11 protein-coding genes are annotated in these 13,521 nt (G+C 69.7%); 5 read left to right on the top strand and 6 right to left on the bottom strand.

The window, feature by feature from the left end:
* Position 1 precedes the first annotated feature (1 nt).
* From frr to rpsB, 5 genes are all read right to left on the bottom strand, one after another.
* Entirely contained in the window at positions 2–559 is a 558-nt protein-coding gene (gene frr / locus ACW5EG_RS11555) for a ribosome recycling factor (protein WP_457018834.1), read from the bottom strand.
* 169 nt (positions 560–728) lie between these two features.
* Positions 729–1,451: a UMP kinase gene (pyrH, locus tag ACW5EG_RS11550; protein ID WP_457018835.1), complete on the bottom strand. Its 723-nt coding sequence runs from the start codon at positions 1,449–1,451 to the stop codon at positions 729–731.
* A gap of 156 nt (positions 1,452–1,607) precedes the next feature.
* Positions 1,608–3,113, bottom strand: coding sequence for an HDOD domain-containing protein (locus ACW5EG_RS11545; RefSeq protein WP_457021533.1), 1,506 nt, complete (start codon positions 3,111–3,113; stop codon positions 1,608–1,610).
* A gap of 262 nt (positions 3,114–3,375) precedes the next feature.
* Positions 3,376–4,254, bottom strand: a complete 879-nt coding sequence (tsf, locus tag ACW5EG_RS11540; RefSeq protein ID WP_457018837.1) for a translation elongation factor Ts — start codon at positions 4,252–4,254, stop codon at positions 3,376–3,378.
* Between the two features lie 132 nt (positions 4,255–4,386).
* Positions 4,387–5,265 carry a 30S ribosomal protein S2 gene (gene rpsB, locus ACW5EG_RS11535; RefSeq protein ID WP_457021531.1) on the bottom strand — a complete coding sequence of 293 codons (879 nt, stop codon included), beginning with the start codon at positions 5,263–5,265 and terminating at the stop codon, positions 4,387–4,389.
* A gap of 395 nt (positions 5,266–5,660) precedes the next feature.
* On the opposite strand from rpsB, the gene map reads away from it, so the two are divergent.
* From map to dapE, 5 genes are all read left to right on the top strand, one after another.
* Positions 5,661–6,437, top strand: a complete 777-nt coding sequence (gene map, locus ACW5EG_RS11530; protein ID WP_457018839.1) for a type I methionyl aminopeptidase — start codon at positions 5,661–5,663, stop codon at positions 6,435–6,437.
* Between the two features lie 101 nt (positions 6,438–6,538).
* Positions 6,539–9,139: a [protein-PII] uridylyltransferase gene (glnD, locus tag ACW5EG_RS11525; RefSeq protein ID WP_457021529.1), complete on the top strand. Its 2,601-nt coding sequence runs from the start codon at positions 6,539–6,541 to the stop codon at positions 9,137–9,139.
* On the top strand, positions 9,136–9,984 hold the full coding sequence (gene dapD, locus ACW5EG_RS11520) for a 2,3,4,5-tetrahydropyridine-2,6-dicarboxylate N-succinyltransferase (protein WP_457018841.1): 849 nt from the start codon (positions 9,136–9,138) through the stop codon (positions 9,982–9,984). Before glnD ends, dapD begins: the two co-directional genes overlap by 4 nt.
* 184 nt (positions 9,985–10,168) lie before the next feature.
* Complete coding sequence (locus tag ACW5EG_RS11515; protein WP_457018842.1) at positions 10,169–10,537, top strand: Spx/MgsR family RNA polymerase-binding regulatory protein; 369 nt, start codon at positions 10,169–10,171, stop codon at positions 10,535–10,537.
* Positions 10,534–11,676, top strand: coding sequence for a succinyl-diaminopimelate desuccinylase (dapE, locus tag ACW5EG_RS11510; protein WP_457021527.1), 1,143 nt, complete (start codon positions 10,534–10,536; stop codon positions 11,674–11,676). Before ACW5EG_RS11515 ends, dapE begins: the two co-directional genes overlap by 4 nt.
* Positions 11,677–11,766: 90 nt before the next feature.
* Here the strand turns inward: dapE and ACW5EG_RS11505 are convergent, their stop codons facing one another.
* The gene (locus ACW5EG_RS11505; protein ID WP_457018844.1) at positions 11,767–13,428 is read right to left on the bottom strand and encodes an ABC1 kinase family protein; all 1,662 of its coding nucleotides are present in this window, start codon (positions 13,426–13,428) and stop codon (positions 11,767–11,769) included.
* Positions 13,429–13,521: the final 93 nt, after the last annotated feature.

The following is a 13,521-nucleotide window of genomic DNA, read 5'->3' as shown; positions in this document are numbered from 1 at the left end:
GTCAAACCGACATCAGCTCCGTTTCCTTGGCCTTGACCACTTCGTCGACGTCCTTGATCGCCTTGTCGGTCAGCTTCTGGATCTCGTCCTCGCCGCGACGCAGGTCGTCCTCGGAGAGCGACTTGTCCTTCAGCAACTCCTTGGCCTGCTGGATCGCGTCGCGGCGGACGTTGCGGATCGCCACCTTGGCATCCTCGCCCTCGCCGTGGACCACCTTGGTCAGCTCGCGCCGGCGCTCCTCGGTGAGCGAGGGCAGGTTGAGCCGGATCGTGGTGCCGGCCGTATTCGGGGTCAGGCCGAGGTCGGAGGACAGGATCGCCTTCTCGATCACGCCCACCATGCCCTTGTCCCAGGGCTGGATCATCAGCGAGCGGGAGTCGGACACCGACACCGCGGCGACCTGCGACAGCGGCACGTCGCCGCCGTAGGCGCTGACGCGGATGCTGTCGACCAGGCCGGTCGATGCGCGACCGGTGCGCACCTTCACCAGTGTCTGGCGCAGCGCGTCGACGCATTTGGCCATGCGGGTCTGGGCGTCTTTCTTGATTTCATTGAGCATTGCCGGCTCCGGTGAGCTGTGGGCTTTGGCAGCGGGATTGCGGGATTATAGGCGGGCCGGCGCGCCGGCGGCGGCCGGGGCCGTGTCGTGTGCCGGGAATCGGGGTGGTTCAGCAGGTCGCGGGGGCACGGTGGAGTCGCCCGCTGGCGCCGGCCCGGTTGAACGAAGGCTAGCGGCGCCCGTGCACCAGGGTGCCGATCGGCTCGCCCTTCAGGATCCGCAGCAGCACGCCGGGCTGGGACATGTCGAAGATCCGCAGCGGCAGGTCGCTGTCGCGGCACAGGGCGAAGGCGGCGGTGTCCATCACCTGCAGGTCGCGCGAGATCACCTCGTCGTAGGTCAGGCTGTCGTAGCGCACCGCGTCGGGATGCTTCTTCGGGTCCTTGTCATAGACGCCGTCGACCTTGGTCGCCTTGAGCAGCAGGTCCGCGCCGATCTCGATCGCGCGCAGGGCCGCGCCCGAGTCGGTGGTGAAGAAGGGATTGCCGGTGCCGGCGGCGAAGATCGCGATCCGGCCCTTTTCCAGGTGGCGGATCGCGCGCCGGCGGATGTAGTCCTCGCAGACGTCGTTGATCTTGATCGCGCTCATCACCCGGGCGCGGGCGCCAAGCTTTTCCAGTGCGTCCTGCATGGCCAGCGCGTTGATCACGGTGGCCAGCATGCCCATCTGGTCGCCGGTGACCCGGTCCATGCCGCCAGCCGCCAGGCCTGCGCCGCGGAAGATGTTGCCGCCGCCAACCACCACGCCGATCTCGGCGCCGGCCTGCTGCGCCTCGATGACCTCGCTGGCCAGGCGGCCGATCACCTTGGGATCGATGCCGTAGTCCTCCTCGCCCATCAACGCCTCGCCGGAGAGTTTCAACAGGATGCGGCGATAGGCGAGTTGCGACATGGGGGGCTCGGCAGCGGCGGGAAACCCGTGGATTCTAGCGGATCGCGCCGATGCGCGAAGGCTTCGCGGCGCCGATCCAGGCTGCCGCATGGAGCGCGCCGGGTCGCGCGCCGTGGTGGCGCGTCTGGGTCCAGGGCCTTGCGCGTCGGGGTCCGGTCAGGAATCCGTGCCGTCGGGAGTGCGTGTTGTCACCCGGTTGCGGCCCTGGCGCTTGGCGCCGTACAGGGCCTGGTCCGCGGCGTCCAGCAGGTCGCGCGCGCTTTCGAACCGTTCCTGCCCGCCCCGTGTGGCCACTCCTGCCGAGAAGGTCACGTACAGCGGGGCCCCCTCGACGATGGCCATCGAGGTCCGCGAAACCTCGTCGAGGATGCGCCGGATCACCGCCAGCGCGGCATCGGTACTGGAATTGCTCAGCATCACCAGGAATTCCTCGCCTCCGTAGCGCACGATCAGGTCGGTACTGCGCAGCAGGCGCGACAGCACCTGGGCGAACTCGCTCAACACCTGGTCGCCGACGAGGTGGCCGTGCCGGTCGTTGATCTGCTTGAAATCGTCCAGGTCGATGAACACCAGGCTCAGGGGCTGGTCGCGCTGCACGGATGCCCCGAACTCGCGTTCCAGCATGTCTTCCAGCTGGCTCCGGTTGTACATGCCGGTCAGCGGGTCGCGCAGCGCCAGCTCCTCCAGCTCGCGCATGCGCTCGTCGGTGGCGTCGGCCTGGCCGCGCGTCTGGATGGCGCCCCGGATCTCGCGCAGGTTGCGCACGAGCAGCAGCTCGCGGGCATGCTCGACGATGGCGTCGAGATGTTCCGGTTGCACGACGTGCACGTCGAACAGGGATGCGATGTCGGGCAGGGCGTCCGACATGCGGGTGATCAGGACGTCGAACCGCGCCTGGTCCAGGCCCAGCCGGTCGCGGGTGGCGGCCATCGCGCGCTGCCGCGCACTCCGGGTGAGGTGCTCGTCGGTCGCCAGCCACACGTCGGCCACGAAACCCGAAGCGGCGATGCAGTCATGGAAGCAGTTGCCGTCGCCTGCAGCCGATTCACTGGCGCGGATCGCCTGGTGCAGGTAGCCCGGCAGGTTCCAGAGGTTCGCGATCCACGCTCCGATTTCAGCGTGGTCGCCGCCCAGCGCTTCGCGCTCGCGGCGCAGCCGGTCGTCCGGACCCTCGGCGGCGCGCAGCAGCTCGCGGTAGGCATCCGGCCGGACCTGCAGAAGAGCCAACGCGCCGATGTCCTGCAGCAGACCGGCCAGCATCAGTTCCTCGAGTCGCGCCAGCCCGACCTCCTCGCCGAGCAGGCGTGCCGCCATTGCGGACAGCACGCTGCGCCGCCAAAGAAGTCCCTGCTCGTCGCCGGGTTGCGCGTCACGCAGGTTGCGGCTCAGCGACAGCCCCAGGGCCAGGCTCAGCGTGGCGTTGAGGCCGAGCAGGGTCAGCGCCTGGCCCAGGGTCGCGACCTGGCGGCGGTTGGCGTACAGCGGCGAGTTGGCGATGCGCAGCATGCGCGCGCTGAGCGCGCTGTCCTTGGCGATGACGTCGGCCGTCGCGTCCAGGTCGGCATCCGGCTGCTGCGCCAGGTCGATGATGCGCAGCGCGATCGCAGGCGGCGACGGCAGGTTGCGACAATGGGCCAGCACGGCTTGAAGTTCGGAGTGCATCGCAACCTGACCAGGGATTCCCGGACCGGTTATCGGCAACCACGGCCGATTCCTTAGGGAAGGCCTGAACAACTCCCTGTTGATCCCCATTGCCGCGAAGGCGGGACGCGGGTTTCAACGGCCCGCGGGGCCCCTCTCTCGTTTACGCTTGAGATGACAGTTGCCCAGAGCTTTCCTGGCCACCGCCAGTGCAACCGCGCCGGAACGAAAGAAGCCGCGGTTCCCCGCGGCTTCTTTCGGCGTTGCGGCGTGGCGTGGTGGCTTACGCCAGCCCGGCCTGCTTCATCACTTCGGCGGCGTAATCCTCGACCACCTTCTCGATGCCCTCGCCGACGGCCAGGCGCTGGAAGCCGACCACTTCGGCGCCGGCGGCCTTGAGCACGGCCTCGACGGTCTTGTCGGTGTCGAGCACGTAGGGCTGGCCGTACAGGCTGACCTCGTTGACGATCTTGGCGATCTTGCCGCCGATGATCTTCTCCAGGATCTCGGCCGGCTTGGAGCGGTCCTTCTCGGACATCTTGGCCAGCTCGATTTCCTTTTCCTTGGCCACGAACTCGGCCGGCACGTCGGACTGCCTGTTGTGCGGCGGGTTCATCGCCGCGACGTGCATCGCCAGGCCGCGGGCCAGGTCGGCATCGCCGCCCTTGAGCTCGACCAGCACGCCGATCTTGCCGCCGTGGACGTAGGCGGCCACGGTGTTGGCGGAGTCGATGGAGGCGACGCGGCGGACCTGCACGTTCTCGCCGACCTTGGCGATGACGGCGGCGCGGGCCTCCTCGACGGTTTCGCCGGAAGCGAGCTTCGCGGCCTTGAGCGCTTCGGCATCGGCGGCGCCGGAGGCCAGCGCGGCCTGCACGACGGCTTCGGCGAAGCCCTTGAAGTTGTCGTCGATGGCGACGAAGTCGGTTTCGGAGTTGACCTCGACCAGGACGGCCTTGCCGCCGTCCTGGGCGCTGACGATGCGGCCTTCGGCGGCGATGCGGCTGGCCTTCTTGTCGGCCTTGGCCAGGCCGGACTTGCGCAGCGCTTCGGCGGCTGCGTCGACGTCGCCGTTGTGCTCGGTGAGCGCCTTCTTGCACTCCATCATGCCGGCGCCGGTGCGCTCGCGCAGTTCCTTGACCAGGGAAGCGGTGATTTCCATTGGGGGACCTCGGATTTGTTCGAAAGATGTCCGGCGGCACGCCGCTGCCGCGGGCGGTTCATGCTCGCGCAGGCGGGTGACCGGCCGGCCGGTCGACCGCGGCAGGGCGCCGCGGTCGCGTTTGCCGCCGGATCAGGCTGCCGGAGTCGCGTCCGGCGCCGGGGCTTCCTGGCCCTCGGCCGGCGCTGCCGCATCGGCCGGAGCTGCCGCATCAGCCGGCGCTGCCGCATCGACCTCGGCCACGGCAGCCTTCTTCGCGGGCGCGCGGCGGCCCGGCTTGCCTTGGCCCTCGGCGAACTCTTCCTCGCGCACGTTGGAAGCGTTCGGCGCGGCGGCCTTGCCCTCGAGCACGGCATCGGCGGCGGCGCGGCCGTACAGCTGCACGGCGCGGATGGCGTCGTCGTTGCCCGGGATGGCGTAGTCGACCAGGGCCGGGTCGTAGTTGGTGTCGACCACGGCGATCACCGGGATGCCGAGCTTCTTGGCTTCCTTGACCGCGATGTCTTCATGGCCGATGTCGATCACGAACAGCGCGTCGGGCAGGCGGTTGAGGTCCTTCAGGCCGCCGAGCGAAGCTTCCAGCTTGTCGCGCTCGCGGCGCAGGCCCAGCACTTCGTGCTTGACCAGCTTCTCGAAGGTGCCGTCGGTTTCGGCCGCTTCCAGTTCCTTCAGGCGCGACACCGACTGCTTGACGGTGCGGAAGTTGGTCAGCGTGCCGCCCAGCCAGCGCTGGGTCATGTACGGCATGCCGCAGCGCTCGGCCTCTTCCTTGATCGGGTCGCGCGCGCTGCGCTTGGTGCCGACGAACAGGATGATGCCGCGCTTCTGGGCGATGCCCGAGATGAAGTTCATCGCGTCGTTGAACAGCGGAACCGTCTTCTCGAGGTTGATGATGTGGATCTTGCCGCGGGCACCGAAGATGTAAGGCGCCATCTTCGGGTTCCAGTAGCGCGTCTGGTGGCCGAAATGGACGCCGGCTTCCAGCATCTGGCGCATGGTGATCTGGGGCATTGCTTCGAACTCCTGAAAGGGAACCGCCGCCCGGTTCTGTGAAGGGCGGTGCGGCCTGCGCGGGGCGCGGGACGCGTGGTTCCGGGGTTGGGCCTCCCCGCTGCCTCCGTGGCCAGATCCCCGTTCCTTGCGGACCGGGGACACCCCGGCACGGGTGTCTGCAGCGGGTGTGTATTCGCCTGCGTCGAGGTGACGCCACGCCCGGCGTGGGCGGCGGCCTGGCAGGAGAGCCAGGCACAACCCGGCGATCATAGCCCGGAGCCGCGGCGCAGGCAAACCGGGGCAGGCCGCCACGCGTCGGATCCCGGGCGGCGGGCGGCCGCGGGGCCGCCGCCAGGCGCGCCGGCCAGGCCGCCACCCGGGCAGAGCGCGCCGGGCTCGGCGATAATGGGCGCATGACCATTTCCCTCAAGACCCCCGAGCAGATCGAGAAGATGCGCGTGGCCGGGCGGCTGGCGGCCGAGGTGCTGCAGGTCGTCGCGCCCCACGTGAGGCCCGGCGTCAATACCGACGAGCTCGACCGCATCTGCCACGACCACATCGTCAACGTGCAGAAGGCGACCCCGGCCAACCTGGGCTACAAGGGCTATCCGAAGACGACGTGCATCTCGGCCAACAACGTCATCTGCCACGGCATTCCCGGCGAAGCCAAGGTGCTCAAGGACGGCGACATCATCAACATCGACGTCACCGTCATCAAGGACGGCTGGCACGGCGACACCAGCCGCATGTACTACGTGGGCACGCCCTCGGTGATGGCGCGCCGCCTGGTGGACACCACGCGCGAGGCGCTGTTCCGCGGAATCCGCGCGGTCCGGCCGGGGGCGACGCTGGGCGATGTCGGCCATGCGATCCAGGAATATGCCGAAGGCGAACGCTTCAGCGTGGTACGCGAGTACTGCGGCCACGGCATCGGCAAGGTCTACCACGAGGACCCGCAGGTGCTGCATTACGGACGGCCCGGCGAGGGGCTGGTGTTCCAGCCCGGCATGACCTTCACGATCGAACCGATGATCAATGAAGGAACGCGCTTCACCCGGCTGCTGCCGGACGGCTGGACCGTGGTGACCAAGGACCGCAAGCTTTCGGCGCAGTGGGAGCACACCGTGCTGGTGACCGCCGACGGCGTCGAGATCCTGACCCGACTGCCCGGCGACGACAACGACCTGTAGGGCGATGCCGATGCCATACGCCGCTCCCGACCGCATCCGCGCACTGGCCCACGGCGGCTGCGTCGTCGGCCGAGCACGTCCGGCGCCTGCGGCCGTCGCCGGTGGCTGACGTGGACACGACGGCTGGCGACGACGACGCGGCCTGGGCCGCGCTGGCCGCCGAGAACCTGCGCGCGCAGGACGCCGGCTTCGCCCTGCGCTTCGATGCGGATGATGACATCGAGCGCCTGCTGCTGGCGCGCGTGATCGCGGTCGACGGACTGGTGCGCCAGGCCTGGTCGCGCACCGTGCCGGCGGATGCGGCGCTGACCCTGTTCGCGGTCGGTGGCTACGGCCGCGGCGAGCTGTTCCCGCGTTCGGATATCGACCTGCTGGTGCTGGTCGGCGACGACGCCTGCGAGGCCGATACCGCCGCCCTGTCGCGCCTGTTCGCCCTGCTGTGGGACGCCGGCCTGCCGGTCGGCCACGCCGTGCGCACGCTGGCCGAATGTACCCAGGCGTCGGCCGACGACATCACCGTCATGACTTCGCTGATCGAGGCACGGCCGCTGGTGGCGACGCCGGAGATGGCCGCGCGCCTGGAAGAGGCGGTGTCGGTCGAACGGGTCTGGCCGTCGCGCGAATTCTTCTACGCCAAGCGCGAGGAACTGCGCCAGCGCCATGCGCGCTTCGGCGACACCGCCGACAACCTCGAGCCCAACATCAAGGAAGGCCCCGGCGGCCTGCGCGACATCCACACCCTGCGCTGGATGGCGCGGCGCGTGTTCGGTACCCGCGACATCGAATCGCTGATCCCGCTCGGCCACCTGGGCCTGGACGAATACTCCGCGCTGGAACGCGAGTGGCGCCTGCTGTCCCGGCTGCGCTACGGCCTGCACCTGGCGGCCGGCAAGCGCGAGGAGCGGCTGCGCTTCGACTACCAGAAGACGCTGGCCGCGCGCCTGCAGCACCTGGACGACGCCGACAATGCCGCGGTCGAGCGGATGATGCAGGGCTTCTACCGCAGCGCCGCGATCCTGCTGCGCATCGGCGAACGCCTGCTGCAGCGCTACGAAGAGCAGATCGAGGGCGACGTCGAGGCGGTGCCGCTGGACGCGGAGTTCGCGATGAAGCGCGGCTACCTGGTCGCCCGCGACGAGTTCTGGCCGGGTGGCGACATGTCGCGGGTACTGTCGCTGTTCGCGCTGTGGGCCGACCATCCCGAGGCCAAGGGGCTGCATTCCAGGACCGCCCGCGCACTGGCCGAATCGTTGCACGCGCTGCCCGCGTACGACGTGGCGCTTGCGGATATGCGCGAAGCCTTCATCTCGCTGCTGCGCGGCCCCGGCCCGGTGCGCACGCTCGAGCGCATGGCCCGGCTGGGCGTGCTGGGCCGCTGGATCCCGGCCTTCGCGCAGGTGTCCGGGCGCATGCAGTTCGACCTGTTCCACGTGTACACGGTCGACCAGCACACGCTGGCGGTGCTGCGCAACCTGGCGTCGTTCTCCACCGGCATCCCCGACGAGCGTTTCTCGATGGCGCACGAGGTCTGGCCGCACCTGCGCAAGCCCGAGTTGCTGCTCGTCGCGGGGCTGTTCCACGACATCGCCAAGGGCCGTGGCGGCGACCATTCCGAACTCGGCGCGGTCGACGCGCGTGTCTTCTGCCAGGCGCACGGCTACGGCGCCGTCGACACCGCGCTGGTCGAGTGGCTGGTGCTCAAGCACCTGCTGATGTCGGTAACCGCGCAGAAGCAGGACATCTCCGATCCGGCGGTGATCCACCGCTTCGCGGTCGAGGTCGCCGACCGCGAGCGCCTGGACTACCTGTACCTGCTCACATGCGCCGACATCGCCGGCACCTCGCCGCAGCTGTGGAACGCATGGAAGGACCGGCTGCTGGCCGACCTGAGGACCGCCACGCGCTATGCGCTGCGGCGTGGGCTGGAGCACCGCGTCGGCGCCGCCGACCGCATCGCCGAAACGCGCGACAAGTCCCGCGGCCTGCTGGTCGCCGAGGGCGTGGACGGGATCGACGCGTTGTTCGCGCGCATGCCCGACACCGGCTTCCTGCGCGCGCGCGCCGACCAGGTCGTGTGGCAGGCGCTGGCGCTGCGCGACGCCGGTCCCGGCGCGACCGTGGTGCGCGTGCGACGCGTGGCGGGCGCGGGCGATGCGTTGGAGGTGTTCGTGCACGCGCCCGACCGCGACGGCCTGTTCGCCGCGATCGTGATCACCCTCGACCGCATGGGCCTTGCGATCCAGCAGGCGCGCGCGCTGGATGGGCCGCAGCGGACCATCTTCGACACCTTCCAGGTGCTGTCGATCGACCAGCGCCAGGCGCCCGACATCGGTGCCATCGATCGCAAGCTGGCCACCGTGCTGGCCGGGTCGCTCGACGTGCGCCCGGCGCGGCGCGCACAGCCGCGGCACCTGCGCCATTTCCGGGTGGTGCCGCAGATCGACTTCGACACCACCGCCGATGGCCGCCGCACCGTGATGAGCCTGGTCTGCACCGACCGCCCCGGGCTGCTGGCCGACATCGCCCAGGTCCTGCGCCAGCAGCACATCCGCGTGCACGATGCACGCATCGCCACCTTCGGCGCGCGCGCCGAGGACGTGTTCCTGGTCAGCGACCGCGAAGACCGCGCACTCGACGACATCCAGCGCGACGCCCTGCGGGGCGCGCTCCAACTCGGCATCGACGGAGAAACCACGGCATGACCCCAGCGGCACAGGCAAGCGGCGTCCAGCGCACCATCGAGGACGCCTGGGAGCGTCGCACCACGCTGACCGCCGAGGAGACCGGCGACGTGGTCAGGCCCGCGGTGGAGGCGGCGATCCAGGGGCTGGAAAGCGGCGAGCTGCGCGTGGCCGAACCAGCGGCAGAAGGCGGCTGGCGGGTCAACGAGTGGCTGAAGAAGGCGGTATTGCTGTACTTCCGGGTCAACGACATGGCCGTGGTCGACGCGCAGCCGGCGCCGTACTGGGACAAGGTCGAAGCGCGCTTCGCCGGCTTCGACGCGGAGCGGTTCAAGGCCATGGGCGTGCGCGTGGTGCCGGGTGCGGTCGCGCGCCGCGGCACGTACCTGGGCCGCGACGTGGTGCTGATGCCGAGCTTCGTCAACATCGGTGCGTACGTCGGCGAGGGCACGATGGTGGATACCTGGGCGACGGTCGGCTCGTGCGCACAGATCGGCAGGCACGTGCACCTGTCCGGTGGCGCCGGCATCGGCGGCGTGCTCGAGCCGCTGCAGGCCAGCCCGACCATCATCGAGGACCACTGCTTCATCGGCGCGCGCTCCGAAGTGGTGGAGGGCGTGGTGGTCGGCCACCACAGCGTGATCGGCATGGGCGTGTTCATCGGCCAGTCCACGCGCATCTACAACCGCGCCACCGGCGAAGTCAGCTACGGCTACGTGCCGCCGGGGAGCGTGGTGGTGTCGGGCTCGCTGCCGGCGAAGGACGGCTCCCACTCGCTGTACTGCGCGGTGATCGTCAAGCAGGTCGACGAGAAGACCCGCAGCAAGACCAGCGTCAACGACCTGCTGCGCGGCCTGGCGGACTGATCGTTCTGCGAGCGGTGCACCTTTGGCTGTTGTAGGAGCGGCTTCAGCCGCGATCGAGGATGCGGCGGGGCGTAGATGGAGCCGACTCTCCACGGAGTGGGGGGAGCGGCTTCAGCCGCGATCGAGGATGCGGCGGATCGCGGCTGAAGCCGCTTCTACATGGATCGGATTGAGGGATGGATGCATGACCACGCTGTACGGACTGAGGAACTGCGACACCTGCCGGAAGGCGACGAAATGGCTGGACCGTTTCGGAGTCGCGCATGCCTTCGTCGACTATCGCGACAGCAAGCCGACGCCGGACACCCTGGTCGAGTGGGCCGGGAAGCTGGGCGGTTTTGCCGCCATGGTCAACAAGTCCTCGACCACCTGGCGGCAGCTGCCCGACAACCGCAAGGCCGCGGCCAGCGATGCGGAATGGAAGCTGCTGCTGCGCGAGTATCCGCAGCTGATCCGGCGTCCGGTGGTGGTGACCGAAGATGGCCAGGTCACGCAGGGCTTTACCGACAACGGTTTCAAGCAGCGTTTCGGGATCGGAGGCATGACCACGTGAGCGAGGTGCTCGAACTTGCCAGCGCGCTGATCGCGCGACCGTCGGTAACGCCCGACGACGCCGGCTGCCAGGCGCTCATCGCCGCGCGCCTCGCCCGCGCCGGCTTCGCCATCGAGCACATGCGCCTGGGCGAGGTCGACAACCTCTGGGCCATGCACGGCAGCGCAGGCCCGATGCTGGTGCTGCTGGGCCATACCGACGTGGTGCCGCCCGGCCCGGCGGAGGCATGGCGCAGCGATCCCTTCGTGCCCACGGTGCGCGACGGCGTGCTGTACGGACGCGGCGCCGCCGACATGAAGGGCAGCGTCGCTGCGTTCGTGATCGCGCTCGAGCGCTTCGTGATCGAGCATCCGGACCATCCGGGCACCATCGCCCTGCTGCTGACCTCGGACGAGGAGGGCGACGCGATCGATGGCGTGCGCCGCGTGGCGCAGGTGTTCCGCGAGCGCGGTACCCGCATCGACTGGTGCATCACCGGCGAGCCGTCCTCGACCGCGCGCCTGGGCGACCTGCTGCGCGTCGGCCGCCGCGGCAGCCTGTCGGCCACGCTCACCGTGCACGGTGTGCAGGGCCACGTCGCCTACCCGGAGAAGGCGCGCAACCCGATCCACGCCGCGGGGCCCGCGCTCGCCGAGTTGGCCGCGCGCGCCTGGGACGAGGGCTATGAAAGCTTCCCGCCCACCAGCCTGCAGATCTCCAACATCAACGCCGGCACCGGGGCGGGCAACGTCATCCCGGGCGAACTGCGGGTGCTGTTCAACCTGCGCTACAACCCGCACTGGGATGCCGCTGCGCTGGAGGCCGAGGTCTCGGCCCTGCTGGACGGCCATGACCTGGACTACACGCTGCACTGGCATCGCAGCGGCGAGCCCTTCCATACGCCCGAAGGCCCGCTGCGCGCCGCGGCGCGCGAGGTGCTGGCGCAGTTCGCCGGCACCATGCCCGAAGAGAGCACCGGCGGCGGCACCTCCGACGCCCGTTTCATTGCGCCGCTCGGCGCGCAGTGCATCGAAGTCGGTCCGGTCAACGCCAGCATCCACCAGGTCGACGAACACGTGCGCGTGTCCGACCTCGAAGCGCTGCCCGACCTCTACCTCGCCCTGATCGAACGCCTCCTGCCCGAAACCCCGCCTGTGTAGGAGCGACTCCAGCCGCGATCGCTTGCGTCGCGTCCCGGGTCGCGGCTGAAGCTGCTCCTGCAGGGGCGCCGTGGTACGTACGGCGCGGCTCTACTCCGCCCCCGTTCGCTCGACGGGGCGCGCGCGCCGGTCGTAGCGCATGGCGCTGATCACCAGCATCACCGCAAGCACCGCGGCAATCACGAACATCACCACCGCCAGCGCCGGGTAGCCCCACATGCTCGGGCCCACGTCCAGCCGCATCAGCTGCGTGGACGACAGCAACAGGGCCGCGATCACCACCGACGAGGCGATCCGGTTGGCGATCTTCTGCAGGTTCTCCATCAGCCGGGAGTCGTCGAGCCCCGCCAGGCGCACCTGCATCCGGTTCGACGCCAGCAGCGACAGCGTGTCGGAGATCTTGCGCGGCGCGTCGCGCACCAGCTCCTGCAGTTCCAGCGCCTCGGTCGCCAGGTTGGCCGGCGACAGCGCCTTGCGCAGACGGTCGCGCATCAGCGACTGCAGGTGCGATTCGATCTGCTCGCGGACGTCCAGCTCCGGTGCGAGCGTCTCCACCACGCGCTCGAGGTTGAGCAGGGTCTTGCCCAGCAGGCTGATCTCCGGAGGCGTGCGCAGCCCGCACTCGGTGGCGCGGCGCACCAGGTCCAGCACCATCCTGCCTTCCGACGCGCGCCGGGTGGCGTTGGCATAGCGCGCCACCGCCTGCGATATTTCGCGCACGTATGCGCCTTCGTCGAAGTCCTCCAGCCGCGTGCCGAGCACCACGAGCTGGCGCGCCACGTCCTCGCCGCGACCGTCGACGGCCGCGAACACCAGCTTGAGCAGGTGTTCGCGCTGGCGCGGCGGAATGGTGGCCACCATGCCCAGGTCGATCAGCGCGATGCGCCCGTCGGGGCCCAGCAGCACGTTGCCCGGGTGCGGGTCGGCGTGGATGTCGCCGTGCACGAACACCTGGTCGAGGTAGGCCCGCAGCAGCTGGCTGGTGGCCGGCGCGGTGTCGAGCTCGGTGCGGCGCAGGCCGGTGATGCGAGTGACGTTGATGCCCTCGATCCAGTCCATCACCAGCAGCCGCGGGGTCACGTAGTCCCACAGCGGCTTGGGAACCCGCAGCAGCGGGTAGGCGGACAGGTGGCGGCCGAAGCGGTCCAGGTTCTCCGCTTCGATCCGGTAGTCGAGCTCGTTGAGCATCGCCTTGCGGAACTCGGCGATCCAGTCGGCCAGGCGCAGGCGGCGACCGGCATCGGTCAGCGTGTCGGCGGTACCCGCCAGCTGCGCCAGCACGTCCAGGTCGCTGCGTACCGATGTCGCCACGTCGGGACGCTGGATCTTCAGTGCGACCACGCGGCCGTCGTGGAGGACCGCACGATGCACCTGCGCGAGCGAGGCGGCCGCCATCGGCTTGGGATCGATCTCGGCGAACACCTTGCTCGCGCGCACGCCGAGCTCGTTCTCGAGCAAAACCTCGATGTCCCCGACCTGCGCGGGCGTGGCGTCGTCCTGGATGCGCTCGAGCGCGGCCAGCCAGCTTGCCGGCACCAGGTCCGGACGCGTCGACAGCGCCTGGCCCAGCTTGACGAAGGCCGGTCCCATGGCCTCGAGGTCGTTGACGAAGCGCTCGGCGAGCGCATCGGTCTCGCCGTCGGCCGCTTCCTCGTCGCGCGCGTCTCCCAGGTCCAGGCCGGTCATGATGCCGGCGCGCCGATAGCGCGCGAACATGGCGATGATCTGCGAGGTGCGGGAAAGCCGCTGCATGGTGTCGTTCACGTATGGTCGCCCCTTGACTGTGTCCGCAGGCCCCCGGCCAGCGCGCCCGGCAGTATTCCGGCGGCCTGGTGACGGTTGTGT

It is taken from the genome of Luteimonas sp. A611 (assembly GCF_054072715.1).
The sequence above is the reverse complement of the archived record's forward strand: the minus strand, read 5'-3'. Positions and strand labels throughout refer to the sequence as shown.

What these genes read in the sequence shown, in the direction of transcription:
- tsf (WP_457018837.1), bottom strand. Translation starts at nt 4,254, where the DNA reads ATGGAAATCACCGCTTCCCTGGTCAAGGAACTGCGCGAGCGCACCGGC.
- ACW5EG_RS11505 (WP_457018844.1), bottom strand. Translation starts at nt 13,428, where the DNA reads ATGCAGCGGCTTTCCCGCACCTCGCAGATCATCGCCATGTTCGCGCGC.
- pyrH (WP_457018835.1), bottom strand. Translation starts at nt 1,451, where the DNA reads ATGTCGCAACTCGCCTATCGCCGCATCCTGTTGAAACTCTCCGGCGAG.
- dapD (WP_457018841.1), top strand. Translation starts at nt 9,136, where the DNA reads ATGACCCCAGCGGCACAGGCAAGCGGCGTCCAGCGCACCATCGAGGAC.
- frr (WP_457018834.1), bottom strand. Translation starts at nt 559, where the DNA reads ATGCTCAATGAAATCAAGAAAGACGCCCAGACCCGCATGGCCAAATGC.
- map (WP_457018839.1), top strand. Translation starts at nt 5,661, where the DNA reads ATGACCATTTCCCTCAAGACCCCCGAGCAGATCGAGAAGATGCGCGTG.
- ACW5EG_RS11545 (WP_457021533.1), bottom strand. Translation starts at nt 3,113, where the DNA reads ATGCACTCCGAACTTCAAGCCGTGCTGGCCCATTGTCGCAACCTGCCG.
- rpsB (WP_457021531.1), bottom strand. Translation starts at nt 5,265, where the DNA reads ATGCCCCAGATCACCATGCGCCAGATGCTGGAAGCCGGCGTCCATTTC.
- ACW5EG_RS11515 (WP_457018842.1), top strand. Translation starts at nt 10,169, where the DNA reads ATGACCACGCTGTACGGACTGAGGAACTGCGACACCTGCCGGAAGGCG.